General features: G+C 37.8%; 12 protein-coding genes. 4 read left to right on the forward strand and 8 right to left on the reverse strand.

All coding sequences use genetic code 11. The features are described from left to right. Nucleotides 1-282 precede the first annotated feature (282 nt). From QMD71_01900 to QMD71_01915, 4 genes are all read left to right on the forward strand, one after another. Entirely contained in the window at nucleotides 283-1005 is a 723-nt protein-coding gene (locus QMD71_01900; GenBank protein ID MDI6839603.1) for a hypothetical protein, read from the forward strand. Continuing rightward, a complete protein-coding gene (locus QMD71_01905) occupies nucleotides 1002-9005 on the forward strand; it encodes an alpha/beta fold hydrolase (protein ID MDI6839604.1) in 8004 nt (2667 codons plus the stop codon). Before QMD71_01900 ends, QMD71_01905 begins: the two co-directional genes overlap by 4 nt. Before the next feature lie 41 nt (nucleotides 9006-9046). After that, nucleotides 9047-9925: a bifunctional enoyl-CoA hydratase/phosphate acetyltransferase gene (locus QMD71_01910; GenBank protein ID MDI6839605.1), complete on the forward strand. Its 879-nt coding sequence runs from the start codon at nucleotides 9047-9049 to the stop codon at nucleotides 9923-9925. A 229-nt stretch (nucleotides 9926-10154) separates the two neighbouring features. After that, complete coding sequence (locus QMD71_01915; protein ID MDI6839606.1) at nucleotides 10155-10427, forward strand: HU family DNA-binding protein; 273 nt, start codon at nucleotides 10155-10157, stop codon at nucleotides 10425-10427. An 88-nt stretch (nucleotides 10428-10515) separates the two neighbouring features. On the opposite strand, the gene argF is transcribed toward QMD71_01915, so the two are convergent. From argF to hslV, 8 genes are read right to left on the reverse strand one after another with little or no spacing between them, the layout of a single operon-like run. Continuing rightward, nucleotides 10516-11436 carry an ornithine carbamoyltransferase gene (gene argF, locus QMD71_01920; protein ID MDI6839607.1) on the reverse strand — a complete coding sequence of 307 codons (921 nt, stop codon included), beginning with the start codon at nucleotides 11434-11436 and terminating at the stop codon, nucleotides 10516-10518. Further along, nucleotides 11433-11633: a 50S ribosomal protein L31 gene (rpmE, locus tag QMD71_01925; GenBank protein ID MDI6839608.1), complete on the reverse strand. Its 201-nt coding sequence runs from the start codon at nucleotides 11631-11633 to the stop codon at nucleotides 11433-11435. The genes argF and rpmE overlap by 4 nt, the downstream gene beginning before the upstream one ends. Continuing rightward, a complete protein-coding gene (def, locus tag QMD71_01930) occupies nucleotides 11602-12111 on the reverse strand; it encodes a peptide deformylase (protein MDI6839609.1) in 510 nt (169 codons plus the stop codon). The genes rpmE and def overlap by 32 nt, the downstream gene beginning before the upstream one ends. Beyond that, nucleotides 12104-13819: an aspartate--tRNA ligase gene (aspS, locus tag QMD71_01935; protein MDI6839610.1), complete on the reverse strand. Its 1716-nt coding sequence runs from the start codon at nucleotides 13817-13819 to the stop codon at nucleotides 12104-12106. Before aspS ends, def begins: the two co-directional genes overlap by 8 nt. Then, entirely contained in the window at nucleotides 13816-14427 is a 612-nt protein-coding gene (locus tag QMD71_01940; GenBank protein MDI6839611.1) for an NYN domain-containing protein, read from the reverse strand. The genes aspS and QMD71_01940 overlap by 4 nt, the downstream gene beginning before the upstream one ends. After that, on the reverse strand, nucleotides 14424-14789 hold the full coding sequence (locus QMD71_01945; GenBank protein ID MDI6839612.1) for a VanZ family protein: 366 nt from the start codon (nucleotides 14787-14789) through the stop codon (nucleotides 14424-14426). Before QMD71_01945 ends, QMD71_01940 begins: the two co-directional genes overlap by 4 nt. Continuing rightward, a complete protein-coding gene (hslU, locus tag QMD71_01950) occupies nucleotides 14786-16105 on the reverse strand; it encodes an ATP-dependent protease ATPase subunit HslU (protein ID MDI6839613.1) in 1320 nt (439 codons plus the stop codon). The genes QMD71_01945 and hslU overlap by 4 nt, the downstream gene beginning before the upstream one ends. Then, complete coding sequence (gene hslV, locus QMD71_01955; protein ID MDI6839614.1) at nucleotides 16102-16626, reverse strand: ATP-dependent protease subunit HslV; 525 nt, start codon at nucleotides 16624-16626, stop codon at nucleotides 16102-16104. The genes hslU and hslV overlap by 4 nt, the downstream gene beginning before the upstream one ends. Nucleotides 16627-16734: the final 108 nt, after the last annotated feature.

Below are 16734 nucleotides of genomic sequence, written 5' to 3' on the forward strand. Positions count from 1 at the left end.
TTGATAGAAAAAATATAGGAGTCAAGGAGAGAGGCAAAACCATAGATATGGGCTCTGTCCCCTTCACACCCACATGAAGGTAATACTTGGACAAAGAAAACTTCTTTTGGGTCAGGGAGTTCTCCTGCAATTAGTTGCAAGGCTGATTGGCTTGCTATCACCTGGGTAAAGGATAACGAACTTTGGTATTATGCAAAAGATTTGGAAATGGATTATACGATGAGATTTTTTGTTTGACTTTTGGAAAAGGTTAGGACATCATTTTGTAAAGGAGTGATAATTATGAGAAAACAAATATTGTACAGTTTTATTACTTTTGGTTTATTGCATGGGATTGTTGGAACTGCACAGGAGAAACCAGAAATAAGTTTTTGGGATAGGTGGAGTGTGGGAGTTGGGTATAGCCCGGGGATATGCTATACAGGAGAGGATTTAGTAGGGGAGTCCCAAGAAGAATGGGATATTAATCCTTTTAGATGGCTTTATTGGCTTAATTTAGTGGAAGGGAATGTTTATTATAGAATAAATGAGAAATGGGAAATCGAGATTGGAACAGGATATGGGTGGGCAAGATTGAAGAATAGAAGGGTGGGTTATTATAATGAAAAATGGGAAATAGAGATGGTTCCAATTACTTTAAATATGGTATTGCAAAATGCTATTTTCCCCGATAAATACTTTTTAAAGTTCGGAGGTTCTTTTTATTTATCACGCTGCAAAGATATTGAAAAGATATACGAGACTGATCCTGACGAACCTTGGAAACATAATTTTGTCGGTTATGAAACAATTAAGGGAGAAGGTAATGGTATAGGCGTCTCATTTTCAATAGGGAAAGTGTGGTATTTATCTTCTTTTATTGTCTCTAATGTTTCTACAGGTATTAAATTAGGGAGAATAGGATATAATTCTACATCGACAGTTTCTTGGTTCCCATCGAGTTTGGATGTAACAGGTATTTTTATTTATGTAAATTTTAAAACCACCATAGAAGGTGTAAAATGAAACGATTAATTGGTCTAGTTTTACCAATTGCTGCACTTAGATTAAACGCAGCAGATATACCTATTATCTTTGTACATGGACACAAATCAGAGGCTGACACAGTTGCAGGGTTTAAAACATGGAATCCTCACGACTATACCACAGTAATGCAAAAAATCCTTAATTCACATTATGATGGGTATACTGCAGGTTTACCTCTTAACTGTTGCGAAAATACAGAACTTCAGCCTACGCCTGATGCAAAGCGAATATATAACTTTTCTTACTACCATCCTCAAGGAAATCCTGGAGTTATAGGGCTTTCAGAACAAAAGGTAAAGGTTTATATATACTATGATGGGGCAGGTCGAAAGAGAGTCTCTGCCCCTTATATGGAGGGGTATCCTCCTGACCCGTATGACCATATTGAATGGTGGCCAAGGTACTTACCAAAACCTATGGAGCCGAGTGATTTTGTGGCCTGGAATAGAACGTTCATTGAGAGTTGGAACACTGGAAGATTTGCAAAAAGGCTTGCAGATTTTATTGATAAAGTACTAACTAAAACTGGAGCTACAAAAGTTGATATAGTAGCACACTCAATGGGTGGGCTTGTAGCGAGAGTGGCAATAAAGAACTATGGGTGTAGATCAAAAGTAAGAAAGTTACTGATGGTAGCTACACCTAATCATCCATTCAATAATCCATTAGAGACTACTCTATTTTATATGTTTTCAGGTGACAAAGATTGGCAGAAAGATGGTGAAGATTTGGAAATGAATGCAAATCTATTTGGTGGAGACCAAGAATTTATAGACCTATGGAATGGTGAAGATATGTTATGGCATGATTGGTTAGGCTACGATAATTATATATCAGGCGGAATGAGTGTGATAAGGGGAGAACGTAAGCACAAGAAGATTGCCGGAGTATTGACAGGTCCTGATGATGGTGTGGTTGATATATCGCAGGCCTATCTTGCCAGTGCAACATTTAATCCCATAATCTATGCAAGCCACGGGCACTCGGAACCTCATGATTACGTTGTATATGAAGATATTGGTGCAAGTGGTGAGCTTTCTCTCACCGAATGTACCTACACTACTGAGTTTATCAAGAAGTGGATGATAGATGATGATGTGGTAATAAATGGTGCATTTCAAAGGTGTCCTGTGATATATCCTTCACAACAAACTATCACTCCTCCGCAAACAGTGCTTCGTATAGATCTTAATGCATACGAATATTCAAATGTTCTATCAATTTTAGCTAAATTAAAACCAGAATTTGAGACTTGGGTAGGTATACCTACTCATAATTGTACACCTGGGACGCCAGGGAATCCCGTATTTTCTTTATCACGTCCTTCTCAAAATGGATATTATACTTTGGAAGTTCACACATATGATATGGAGGGCGAAATATATTACTTTTTAGAAGAAGACTCGCTTACTAAATATCTGTATGGCAACGGTGAATCCTTCCAGTTGCAACTCCAAAATCCTATTGGGGGTGAAGTTTTAACTGCAGGCGAGTCCTACACTGTGAGGTGGTGGAGTAACGACATGGCTATTTCACAACATCTTTATTATTCACTTGATAGCGGTGTCTCTTGGCAACATTTTCTAAGCTCCAATACAAATGATGAGCAACAACGAGAAGCTGATTGGTATCCACCACAGGTTGTTACTTATAATGCAAAGATTAAGCTTGAATTCTCTCTCGACGCCAATCATACATTTTCAAGAACAAGCGGCAGTTTCACCATCTTAGCCCATCCATACAATCTTGTAGCTCGTGCCATCTCAGAAAACTCAATCGAATTATGTTGGAATAATCCCGTCACCGTATCTGTATCAATTGATAGTATCCAAATATACCGTAAGCCTGCCCTTGATGGAACAGATGAATATGGACGCATTGATAAGGTGCTCGATGGAACAAGTTTTTACACTGATAATACTGTTGAGCGTGGTATAACTTATTATTACAAAGTAAGAGCATATGTAGGAAGTTGGGAATCTCCTTTCTCTGATGAAAAATCTGCTACTACACCATGGCTTTCTGCGCCTACTGAAGTTACAGCTGCTGGGATATCGTTTGATAAGGTAAAACTTACTTGGCGAGACAATTCTAATTATGAAGAAAAGTATGCTATTTGGCGTGAAATAGCAGGTAAAAGTGACACTCTTATCTGGGTAGATGCAAACCCTGGGACAGGCCAAATGGAGTTTATAGACAATAATCTATTACCCGGGACTACCTATCGATATAGGATAGCCGCATATGAGACGGTTCACGGCTTTTCAGATACAACTTATTCTAAATATGCACGCACATTTCCTGTTGCTACTGCTTTTCAAAACGGGCGAAAGCTTGCCACTTTTGACAACTTGATATGTATGGTATATGCTATGGATGGTAAAATTTGGTATAAGGAATCATCAAATGGAGGAGAAAATTGGAGTATTACCTGTCTCAGTGGTGAATTACTTAATTGCACTCATCCTGCTATTGCAATAACTTCATCGGGCACAAGATTTGTAGTATGGACACAGTATGACCCTACTAATCCTAACAGAGGTTGGGTCTATCGTGTATATAGTAATGATGGTATTATTTGGGAAGAGCCATTTCTTCTCATTAATAGATGGGAAACTATAACCCCTCCTTCAATCGCAATAGGGCGGGGTGATACAGTTCATATGGCACTTACTTATCGGCAAGTAGCTAAAAAATTGGATAAAGTTGATCCAACAGTATTGTATATGCGAGTATTCCCTGAGCCTGAGGGAGAAGATGTTTACTACCCTGATTTTCCAATTGTCCCAATATATGCATGTGTGGCAATAGATTTAAGAGGAATTCCACATGTAGTCTGGCAACAAGAAGGTAAGATATGCACTAGTAAACGGACTGGTTACCACAAGTGGACAAAGCCAGAAACTATTTCTGGTAGCTGTAGGAATTGTCAATTTCCTTCAGCTACATCTGACGCTTCAGGTAGACTATTTTGTATATGGCAGGCAGGTTCAAAATTATATCTTTCAACCTGTAGTGATGGGATTAGTTGGACTGCCCCTTTACCTATTGCATCTGTTTCACTTGATGTTTCGACTTTTCCTGTAATCTCCACTTGGGATGGAAATCTATATGTCGCATGGAATGATATTGAGCAAGATAATTTTGAAATTTATATGAGTGAAAAGAAAGTAAATGAGGATTGGTTGGTACCAATTAATATCAGCAATACTCATGAGAACTCTACCTTTCCTCACATAGCTTTATCTCCTGGAAATTTTTATTCGATGTGGACAGAAGGTAACGAACCACCTTTTGAAATTAAGTTTGAGAAGATGCTTGTGGCACCTGAAGTTACTCTTATTTATCCTAATGGTGGTGAACATTTAGAGATTGGTAAGACTTATACAATTACATGGGATATAAAGAACCATATAAAAGAACAGAAGCTTGAGTATACAACTGATGGTGTAACTTGGTATCCAATTGCTACAATTACTGACCCAAATCTGCATTCTTATGATTGGAAAGTTCCTGAACTTCCTTCTGATAACTGTAGAGTGAGAATTACCGTTACAAATGCGATTGGAAATACTGCTTTAGATGAGAGTGATGCTAATTTCTCAATCTGCTATCTAACTTCCGATATTGCGGAGGCGACTGGATATAATAATCAGCGGAAGTTGGCAATTGATTCACAGGATAATCTACATTTGGTTTTTTCCGATGATAATATAGTCAGGTATGCAAGGAGTACCGATTACGGTCAATCTTGGTCAGATAAGGTAGTAATTGGAAATGGTAGATTCCCTGCTTTAGCCGTTGATAATGTGGGTAAAAAGAATACATGCTGGATAAATAGGGAAGGGTCAGAGGATGTGCTTTATTATTGTAAAAATTTTGGTGAGCCACAAGAACTATTGAGGATGGCAACGGGTATATTAGTGGGAGGGTTTGCGCCGCCAGCAATTGTGGTTGATGATAATGATTGGGTACACATAGCTCTTAAGACTGTAAAACTTGTTGAGCAAGGGTTTGAATATGTAATCAGGTATAGAACATTTCCTGTAGGTCATCCAGAAGGTACTGATTGGGAGACTGTAGCTTCTTATCTTACATGGGTTGAGCCTAAACCTTTGACATCACCATCAGTTGATATTGATGAATATCAGAGGCCTCATATAGCGTTTACATTTCCTATAGAGGAAGAAGAAAATACTATCTATTATGCAGTTAAAATTGGTGGTAGCTGGACTTCAAGAGATATTGCAAAAGGTAGTCATCCATCGATGGAGATATGGGACGGGTATACTAATGTTGTGTGGCAAGGAGAAGATACAGAGATCTATCATATAATGGGAAGGATTAAGCCTGATGGTATAGGTTGGTCACGTATACGCAAAATAAGTGATAGCCCATATTATGCAAGTGTGTATCCAGTGATTGTTGGTGGTTGTGAGGTTCTTTGGAGCGAAGAGCAACCCGATAAAAGTTACCAAATATACGAAAACCACTTTAATGGTATAGGCTGGGAAGGTCCTCATGATATAGATGGAATACATACTATGACTAATGAATGCTTTCCACAAGCAGATATAGAAGTGATTCAACCTCATCCTGGTGTTATTGGCTGGAAGCTACACTATGTCTATACTTCAGGTAATGAGGCACCTTATGAAATAAGATATGGGTCAAAGGATGTATTTGTGCCTTATCTTTTCTCAAGCAAAATTACAGAAGATACAGAATGGACTCGTGATGTTTATATCACAGGCGATGTAATAATTGATAGTGGTGTCACACTCACTATAAAACCAGGGGTAAAGATTTGGGCTTCACCTTGGAGTGATGACCAGAGTAGTGGAGTAGATGCTGGGAGATGTGAAATAATAGTAAATGGTGCACTTTTGGCAGTAGGAACTGAGAGTGATTCAATAAGATTTACATCGGCGACTGAAACTCCCGTTGTGGGCGATTGGTATGGGATAAGATTTAGCGTTCATGCACAGGGTGAGCTTGATTACTGTATGGTTGAATATGCGTCTACTGGGATTAGGTGCGATGGCTCATCTCCTATCATCACTCATAACACTATTGAACAAAATGCTATTGGGATTGATATCAAGAATTCCAGTCCAATTATAAGAGCTAATACTATCCAGCTAAATAGGAGTTATGGGATATATTGTTGGAATTCCAGTGCTATAATTGATTCTAATTTTATATACAAGAACTCAATGGCTATATCTGATTCAACTAAACTCAAATTTGAGCCACAGCTAACCACAGATGTGCACAGATATAAAAGCATGGATTTAGGCAGATTTACACCGATAAATGGATTCTTTCCGAGGTCTGATACTATAGAGTTTGAGGGTACAGGTATTTATGCATATGAGTCTAATCTCACTCTCACCAATAATAAGATAGTAGATAACTTCAAGGGAATTTACACTGGTGGTTATACAAGAGGCAGGTATGAAGGCAACATGGTAAAGGACAATGTCTGGCATGGTCTTGATATTACATCACCTATGGGGTTTGCGTTGGAGATAAAAAACAATACATTTATCAACAATGGTTGGTACCAATACCCGGAGCCACTTGCTGGTCTCTCTTTAGGGTTTAGGGAATTCTCAATAGATTCCTCTTGGGCTATTGTTACAGGGAATGAATTTACTGATAACCATATTGGAGTCAGTGTTAGGAGATATGGTGAGAATCCTAGTGGTGCATTCTACGCTTGTATAAAAGGGAACAAATTTGAGCATAATCTTTATGGAGTCCATTCTTTTGGGGCTAAGATACCAAGGTTAAGGTCTGTCCTTACAGGTAATATTATCACTGACTGTGATAGTGTAGGTGTATGGTTTTCATTCGCATATGATAGTGGTCTAATTGACCTTGGCAATCTTATTGATGCTGACACCACAAATCAAGGGATGAACCAGATATACAATAATGACTGTTGGAATATTTATGTAGATAGATGTCCATATGTTACAATGGCACAGGGTAATAATTGGGTGACTACTTGTAAGGCAGCTGAGATAGATGCTAAGATTTATGATGATAATGAGAACCCGGCTTGTGGGCCAGTTGACTTCAGTTATTTCTATACCTGGGGGCCTATTGAGGCTGATACTACTTTCTCTGGTATTGTATCTATTGGGGGTGAACTTATAGTACCTGCGGATAAGACATTGACTATAGAGCCTGGGACGACAGTTAGGTTTGCGGCAGGTATTGAACCACTTACAGGGTTAAGTGTTGAAGGTAGATTGAATGCCATGGGAACTGAAGATAGTCCGATTATGTTTACATCTGATGCAGCTATACCAAAGGCTGATGATTGGCAGGGAATTACATTTAGAACCACGGATAAACACGGATGTGAACACAAAATTACACAGATTATGGGGACACAGATTACACAGCTTATAGACACAGAGGAGACAGAAATACAATTGCAAATTGCAGATTGTAAATTACAAAATGCAAAAATGGGGACACAGATTATGGACACAGAGGAGACGGAGTTAAATAGTTTGCCAGTTAGCCAGTTAATTAGTTTATTAGAGACGAAAAGTGACCCTAAAGAGAAGATTAAGGATTGTATTGTAGAGTATGCATATCGTGGAATATCTGTGTTAGATAAGGATAGGAAGCTTGAGGTTCAGAAGTGTAGGATAAGTGATTGTTTGGATGCTGGAGTGTATTCACTTGCTAACCAGTTGAGCCTTATGCAAAATACTATTGTACATAATGGTAGAGGTATATGGGTAGATAAGGGCAAGACAGAGGTTAAGAGTTCAATTATTACAAATTCGTGGGATGCAGGCGTATATGCAACAAATACTGCCGTTGTAGATGTAAAGAATGATACTTTACTTAGTAATGCAACGGGGTTGTGGTATACAAATGGGTCAAGTGGTGAAGTTAAGAATAGCACAATTATGGACAATGAGACTGGTATTCTTACTTCAGGTAGTTCAAGTCCAAGTGTTAAACTCACTAATATAGTAGATAACACGAGTTACGGTGTATACATAGACGAGCGGTCGCAACCTAATCTTGGTGATAAGAATGCGAACAAGGAGTCAAGAAATGTAATACATAACAATAGTAAATACGATGTTTATAATAATACCCCAAACACTATCTGGGCACAGAGAAATTATTGGGGGACTATGGATTTGGATGAAATTAAGACTCATATTTTTGACTATTATGACAATTCAGCTTTGGGCAAGGTAATATTTGAGCCCCTCTGGTCAGGTCCTGACAATCCAGGTGGTGCCAATCAAGTCATTGCCTCTGATATAAAGGGCAGTAATAACCAGTATACAGATCCTGAAGCAGCTTTAGGTACACCAGATGGTGGATTTGTATCTTTAGGTGTAGGTGGCTGGATTGTATTAGAGATGGGTACCACTATCGTTGATGGCCCATGTGCTGACTTTACTGTATACGAGGGTGCGGGAGAGGAATTAAACGAGAGTTTCTACATCTTTGGTAGTAATGATACAATCTCATGGACACCTCTTGGCTCAGGAATTGGAACAGCGTCATTTGACCTCTCAGGTTCTGGACTATCGCAGGTAAAATACATAAAGATTGTAGATGATGGAGATGGCGACTCACTATCTTCTGCACCTGGCTATGACCTTGACGCAGTTGTTGCCATAAATGGGCCACCAGCAGGAATAGAAGAAAGTCAACTCTCAGTACTAAATATCCAAAATCTATTCCAGGTTTCCCCTAACCCATTTGGTTCGGAGGCTAAAATTAGATTTGGCTTACCCAAGAAGGGGGTGGTGAGTTTAAAAATTTACGATATTTCAGGGCGGTTAGTAAAGACTCTGGTAAATAGTAAGAAAGAGCCTGGATATTATAATGTCAGCTTTGATGCAAAAGGACTAGCAACTGGCATATACTTTGCAAAGTTTGAAGCTGGTGGTGGTTATACAAAGACAGAAAAGCTTATTTTGATGCATTAAATACTTAGTTAATTCTGGTTATCTTGATTTAATAGACTATAGTGATAAGCAGTTTTAAGGAGCTTATTGAGGCTGCAAAATTAAAAGGTCCAAAACGTATTGTAGTAAGCGGGGGAGATGACCCTGTAGCTATTGAAGCTCTTAGATGGGCAGCTGAAATTGGGCTTGTAGAGCCTATACTTGTTGGAAATGAGAAGAAAATAAGAGAGATTACTAAAGAATTCGAAATTGTACCCGCTACTACAGAAGAAATTCCTGTTAAAGCTGCCAAGCTTGTCGGTAGTGGTAAAGCAGATATACTTATGAAGGGAAAAATATCTACTTCTGCGTTTTTGCGGGGAGTCCTGGACAAGTCTGTAGGACTTAGAACACAGAGGACTCTTTCTCATATTGCAGTCGTAGAGAGCCCTCTTTACCATAAACTGCTTCTAATAACTGACGGTGGTATGATTATAAAGCCGGATCTCAATACTAAATGTAATATTTTAATGAATGCGATAGAGTTTGCACATGCACTTGGGATTATATATCCAAAGATAGCCATTCTTGCTGCAATTGAAACAGTAAATCCAGATATGCAAGAGACTATTGATGCAGCTGAAATTGCAAGAATGGGAGCAAGTGGAGAGTTTGGCGAATGCAAAGTAGAAGGGCCCCTTGCTCTTGACATTGCTGTATCCAAAGAGGCTTGTAAACTCAAAGGAATAGAGAGTGAAGTAGCTGGAGATGCAGATATGCTACTTATGCCGGATATAGCTTGTGGTAATATATCTGCTAAGTCTATGGTCTGGCTAGGTGGTGCAAAGATAGGTGGTATAGTAGTTGGGGCACGTGCTCCATGCGTGATGCTATCAAGGGCAGATTCAAAGGAAACTAAAATTAACTCAATTGCTATGGGAGTGATAACTACTCCACTATAAAAGAAGAAAGATGCAAAAATTATTATTTTACATAACAGCATTAATAAATTCGTGTAATCCCTTATCAAAAAGGTGTTTCCCTCTTTATTAGTCGTAAGTCTATAATCTATCTATATTTAGGATACATAATAAGCTGTAAATTGGCTTAAATATTGGGGAATTTATAATTTTTTACTTGACAAAAATAGCCTTTATAAAGTACCATTTAGCAAGAAAGGAGGTGAATTAAATGAAGAAGGCGGACCTTATTAACGCGATTGCGAGAGATGCTGATATTACAAAGAAAGCTGCAGGAAAAGCAGTTGATTGCTTCATTGATACTGTATCAGATGCTCTCGCAAGGAAGCAAACAGTGACACTCGTCGGGTTCGGCACATTCTATGTAGCTAAGAGAGCTGCCAGAAAAGGTAGGAATCCAAGAACAGGTGCTACACTAAACATACCTTCAAAGAATGTTCCAAGATTCAGACCCGGGACCGAACTCAGAGAGAGGGTAAGATAAAACTCTTACACAATAAAAAGGGCTCTAAAATTTTAGAGCCCTTTTTTTTATTAAATTTCTTCTGTAGCTTTCTACTACTTGTACCCTTTTATATAGTTAGTTGTTTGGATTTAATGTTAGATGGGGCAAATAATTTGATAAGTAGTGCTTTTTGAATATGTAAGCGGTTAGCTGCCTGATCAATGACTATTGAATTTTGTGAATCTATAACTTCAGATGTTATTTCTTCACCCCGATGTGCTGGTAAACAATGCATTATAAGACAATTTGGTTTCGCATGCTTCAAAAGTTTAAAGTTTACCTGGAAATTCTTAAATACTTTTAGTCTTTGTTTTCTTTCTTCTTCCTGTCCCATCGAAACCCAAACATCTGTGTATACAACATTTGCATTATTGACAGCTTCAATAGGGTCATTCACAATTTTAGCGGAACTTAGTTTTATATAATCATTCATTGGCTCATATCCCTTTGGACTTGCGACCCACATATTGAGCCCAACTATCTTCGCACCAAGCATTAATGAGTGACATACATTGTTGCCGTCTCCGATGTAGGCAAATTTTAGTCCATCAAATTTATTAAATTTTTCCTTTATTGTAAACAGGTCAGCAAGTGCCTGGCAAGGGTGTTCAAGGTCAGAAAGTGCATTTATCACTGGAATACTTGCGTATATGGCTAAGTCTACTAAAGTTTGATGAGTAAAAACTCTTGCTATTATCCCGGATATCCATTTTGATAGATTTTGTGCTATATCCTTCACTGTCTCACGTGAGCCAATTCCTATGTCTTTTTGTGAAAGATAAATGGAGTTGCCTCCAAGTTCATATATTCCTGTTTCAAATGTTACCCTTGTTCTTAGAGACGGTTTTTCAAATATAAGTGCAAATACTTTGTTATCAAGTAGTCTTTTGTGCTTTAGTCTTAGTTTTTTAAGTCTCTCAGCAAGTGAAAATAGGGTTTCAAGGTCGGTTTTATTTAAATCTTTAATAGAAATAAAATCTTTTTTCACACCTTCTTATATCTTTTCTTGAACCTCTCTATTCTTCCTGCAGTGTCAATAAGTTTCTCCTGACCTGTAAAAAATGGGTGACACTTTGAGCAAATCTCTACATGTAAGTCTTTTTTTGTAGACCTTGTGTGTACAACATTACCGCAAGCGCAGGTTATTGTTGTATCATAGTATTCTGGATGGAGGTCTCTTTTCATATTCCCTCCTTCTCCAACCTATATCAAATTTTACTCTCTCAACAGGACTAAGTTTATCAATTATAAGAATCCCATTCAGATGGTCTATCTCATGCTGTAGTACTCTCGCCAAAAGATCTGTTGCTTGTATTATTTTTTCTTTACCATATTCATCAATCCCTTTAATCACAACAAAATTTGGCCGTGTTATTTCAATTCCAACTCCGGGTAACGAAAGACATCCCTCTTCAAGTATATCATTACCCTTGGATTCCACAATTTTTGGATTTATAATACTTATACATCCATCCCCTCTGTTAGCAAGTATTATTTGTTCAAGTATTCCAATTTGTGGTGCTGCAATTCCCACAGCCTCATGCTCTTTTATCACTTCCTCCATTATTTGAATCACATACTGTAGTTTTTCTGGGTCAAAATCTTTAATCTCTCGTGCTTTATTTCTTAATATAGGGTCGGGATATATTCGTAGTTCATTCATTTCTTATTTTTACATGAACCTCCTTTAGTTGTGCTTCATCCACTTCTGATGGGATTCCTTCAAGCAACCCTACACCTGTTAAAGTTTTTGGGAATGCTATTACATCTTGGATACTTGGTATATTTAGCATAATTGCTATAAGCCTATCAAGTCCCAATGCAATACCTCCATGGGGAGGTGCCCCATATTCTAAAGCCTCAAGTAGGCAACCAAATTCCTTTACTCGCCTGTCTTTATCAAGTCCTATGATTTCCATAACTTTTTCTTGTAAATTACGAATGTGTATTCTTATGCTACCTGTTCCAAGTTCTACTCCATTAAGAACAAGGTCATAAAGCTTGCCAATCGCAGCCTCAGGATTATTTTCTATAACTTCGGGTTCCTTTGGCATAACAAAAATATGGTGTGAAGGTACTAATCTACCTGTGTCTTTATCATATTCAAACATAGGAAAATCTGTAATCCAAGTAAAATCATACTTACCACTCTTTTGTAATAATTGCTTATCTATTAGCTCCCTTCTTACCCCTCCAAGTGCTTTACTTACTCTCTTTGATTCACCAGCAACAATCAATACAGTTGAATTTTTTGAAAGTCCAAATTCTCCTAAGACTTCCTCACTGAAGAACTTACAAACTGGACCAGAAAATTTACCTCCAATAAATTTGAGCCATGATAGCCCCATTCCATACCCCTTAGCTATATTCTCAAAATTGTTGAGCTCCTTTTTTGGTATATCTCCTTCACATATTATACATTTTACTGTATTGGCTTCCTTAAATATTCTGAATTCGCTTTTCTTAGCAATCTCTGATATATCAGTTAAAAATAAGTCATACCTCGTATCAGGCTTCTCGCTTCCATACTTCTCAATAGCTTCTTCATATGTCATTCTCTTAAATGGTGTATGTAAATGCATATTAAGGACTTTCTTAAATATATATTCCATAAGCCCCTCAGTTAGTTCAAATACATCTTCTTCATCTACAAAAGCAAGTTCGACATCAAGTTGTGTAAACTCAAGTTGTCTATCTCTCCTTTGGTCTTCATCTCTAAAGCATTTAGCAAGTTGATAATAGCGGTCAAATCCTGCTATGATAAGTAGTTGCTTGTAAATCTGGGGTGACTGAGTAAGTGAGTAAAACTTACCTAAGTGTAACCTTGATGGGACAATGAAATCCCTTGCTCCTTCAGGCGTACTACGACCAAGGATTGGCGTTTCTATATTTACAAAACCCTGGTTATGCAAATACTCTATTATTGCTTGATAGACTTCGCTCTTAAATATTATTGCACGTTGCATTGGATATCTACGCAAATCAAGGTATCTATATCTCAGGCGTAGCTCATCCTTCGCTTTCACTTCATCAGCTATCACAAATGGAGTAACTTTTGATTTAGAAATAACCTCAATTTTATCTGCTTCTACATCTATCTCACCTGTAAGTAACTCAGGGTTTTCCATCCCATTAGGACGTAACGAAACTATTCCGCTTACACTTATAACCCATTCATGTCCAATTTCTCTCATCAGTTTGAGCAAATTTTCATCTTTTACTACTATTTGTGTTATCCCAGTCCTGTCTCTTAAATTTATAAACCCTACTTTCCCGTGGTCTCTTATTGAATCTACCCATCCTGCAAGCACAACCTGAGTATCTACATCACTTTTTCTAAGTTCGCCACAATTATGTGTACGGTATTTCATTGCTTAAGTATAAGCTCATCACCTATGGGAAAGAACTCATCAGCTATTTCTTTTAAGTCAATAGCTGTATTTTGGGGAAAACCATAAACTTCTACTCTCGGTCCCCTTGCTTTTACATCCTCTACTAAACTTACAAAATCACCATCCCCTGACACAAGACTCACCACATCAAGCCACTCCACGAGGTTAAGTACATCGAGTGCTATCCCAATATCCCAATCTCCTTTCTGTGAGCCGTCTGCTCTCTGAATCAGCGGCTTTCTTCGAATCTCAAATGAGTGATGAGATAAGAGAGAAATAAATCCAGATTGGTTAATTTCAGGATTCTCAATTATATAGGCTATTGCTTTTACCAGTCTCCTACCTTTAACTATATGATGTAAGAGCTTTACATAATCAAGTCTTGCTTCAAATTGACTTTTAGCCGCATAAAACATATTTTGGACATCAACAAAAACACCCACTTTTAAATCCTTCCATTCAACCTTTTGTATTCTCAGATTTCGTAAGTTAAATTCTATCTTTCTTATTCGTCTATCCATTTCATCTATATTATTACGAATTTGGCTTAATTCATTACTTCTTTTAAATATTTCAAATATTTTCATCTTCTCCTCCTAATAATTAGCCACCCTGTGAGAATACCTATAAAATTTACACCAAGGTCAGCAAGTTCTACCTCCCTTCCCGGGATGAATTTTTGATGTAACTCATCAAATAAAGTAAACAGAATGATTAAAAGAAGAATAAGAGGTTTTTGTTGATTTTTGTTTTTAAAAATTAGCAATGAAAAAATCAAATATTCTCCCAAATGGCCAATTTTATCTACCCCAAGTATCTTTAGGCCCGGAGTCTCAAGATAAGGTATGCTTGATAAAGTAAGAATGATTATCCCCCAGATACAAGCAGGCAAGAATCTTTTAATCCACTCTTTTTCTTGACTTGCATGGGTTTCATAGGGCTTGGTCACAGTATATATCTTGTGAGGTCTTTGTCTTTTACTATATCCTTGAGCTTATCCTTTACGTACTTTCCAGTAATTTTCATTTCTTTTTCACGTAAGGCTGGTAATTGAAACAGGAAGTCCTCAAGAAGAGTTGACATTACTGTATGCAATCTCCTTGCCCCTATATTTTCCATAGTCTCGTTTATTTGGTTCGCATAATAGGCTATTTCAGATATAGCATCTTCAGTAAACTCAAGTTTTGCACCTTCTGTAGCAAATAATGCAATATATTGTTTAGTAAGAGCATTTTCGGGTTCTACCAAGATTCGCTTGAAATCATCTTGAGTTAAACTAAGTAGTTCTACTCTTATTGGGAACCTCCCTTGTAGTTCTGGTATAAGATCAGACGGTTTTGACATTGTAAACGCTCCTGCAGCGATAAAGAGTATATGCTCTGTACTCACCATCCCATATTTTGTCATTACAGAAGAGCCTTCAATAATTGGAAGTAAATCACGCTGCACTCCTGTCCTTGAAACATCTGGTCCAAATCTCTCGCCACTACTTGCAATTTTATCAATCTCGTCTACAAATATTATACCAGAATCTTCCATACGCTGCTTTGCTTCACGAACTACTTCGTCCATGTCAATAAGTTTCTGTGCTTCCTGTTGTGTCAAAATTCGCTTCGCCTCTTCAACTGATACCTTTTTTGTTTTACGCTGCTTTGGAAGCATTGAGCCAATCATCTCATGCAGGTCTATATTGAGCTCCTCCATACCCATAGGGGAAAGGATTTCCATAAAAGGTAGCATCTGGACATCAATTGTTATATCAACCTGTCTTTTAGATAACTCACCTTTGCGAAGCATCTTACGAAGTTTCTCCCGTGTCTCAGCTGAGTTAGAATCCCCCTTTGTCCTTGGTAATAAAAGGTCAAGAACTCTCTCTTCGCCAAGAATCTCTGCCTTATTTTTGATGGATTTAAACCGTTCTGCACGTACCATATTGACAGATATATTCATAAGGTCTCTAACCATAGACTCGACATCTCTCCCTACATATCCTACTTCGGTAAATTTTGATGCCTCCACTTTTATAAATGGCGCTCCTACTAACCCTGCAAGTCGTCGTGCAATTTCTGTCTTTCCTACCCCAGTCGGTCCTATAAGAATTATATTATTTGGCATTATTTCTTCCCTAATTTTCGTTTTAACTTTTTGTCTTCTCCATCTATTTCTAAGAGCAATAGCTACAGAGCGCTTGGCTTCATTTTGTCCAATTATATATTTATCAAGCTCTTTTACTATTCGAGACGGTGTTAAATCGCTTTCTTTCATAGCACTTCTATTGATATACGGTCGTTTGTGAAAACACATATTGAAGCAGCTGTCTTTATTGACTCTTCTACAACTTCACGAGCCGATAGATTTGAATACTTAATTAAAGCCCTTGCACAAGCGAGTGCATATGCACCACCTGAGCCAAGTGCAATTATTCCATCGTCAGGTTCAATAATGTCACCACTTCCTGATATTACATATGCATGCTCACGGTCAAGAATACCAAGCAAAGCCTCAAGCCTTCTAAGTACTTTATCTGTCCGCCAGTCTTTTGCAAGTTCTATCACAGCTCTTTCAAGGTTTCCGTGAAGTGCTTCAAGTTTTAACTCAAACCTCTCAAATAAAGTGAGCGCATCTGCAACTCCACCAGAGAAGCCGACAAGGACTTTACCTTTATAGAGTTTCCTTATTTTGCGGGCTCCTTCTTTCATTATAGTATTTTCAAAAGTAACCTGTCCATCCCCACCTATTGCAGCCTCACCTTTGTGTCTAACTCCTAATATAGTAGTAGCCTTCATTATTTTATAATATACATCTAATTTATTAGCTTGTCAAGATTTAATTTTACCACCTGTTACTTTTCAGCAAAAATGTCCTCTTTTATTTTTCAGGTAAAATGTCCTCTA

The sequence above is a fragment of the bacterium genome, from assembly GCA_030018315.1.
Classification (GTDB): Bacteria; Hydrothermota; UBA3073; order JACQXS01; family JAGMCI01; genus JASEGA01.

Excerpts from the sequence above, each read along its gene's own strand:
- def (MDI6839609.1), bottom strand. The coding sequence starts at position 12,111 with ATGAATGAACTACGAATATATCCCGACCCTATATTAAGAAATAAAGCA.
- aspS (MDI6839610.1), bottom strand. The coding sequence starts at position 13,819 with ATGAAATACCGTACACATAATTGTGGCGAACTTAGAAAAAGTGATGTA.
- hslV (MDI6839614.1), bottom strand. The coding sequence starts at position 16,626 with ATGAAGGCTACTACTATATTAGGAGTTAGACACAAAGGTGAGGCTGCA.
- QMD71_01905 (MDI6839604.1), top strand. The coding sequence starts at position 1,002 with ATGAAACGATTAATTGGTCTAGTTTTACCAATTGCTGCACTTAGATTA.
- hslU (MDI6839613.1), bottom strand. The coding sequence starts at position 16,105 with ATGAAAGAAAGCGATTTAACACCGTCTCGAATAGTAAAAGAGCTTGAT.
- QMD71_01900 (MDI6839603.1), top strand. The coding sequence starts at position 283 with ATGAGAAAACAAATATTGTACAGTTTTATTACTTTTGGTTTATTGCAT.
- QMD71_01940 (MDI6839611.1), bottom strand. The coding sequence starts at position 14,427 with ATGAAAATATTTGAAATATTTAAAAGAAGTAATGAATTAAGCCAAATT.
- rpmE (MDI6839608.1), bottom strand. The coding sequence starts at position 11,633 with ATGAAAAGAGACCTCCATCCAGAATACTATGATACAACAATAACCTGC.
- QMD71_01915 (MDI6839606.1), top strand. The coding sequence starts at position 10,155 with ATGAAGAAGGCGGACCTTATTAACGCGATTGCGAGAGATGCTGATATT.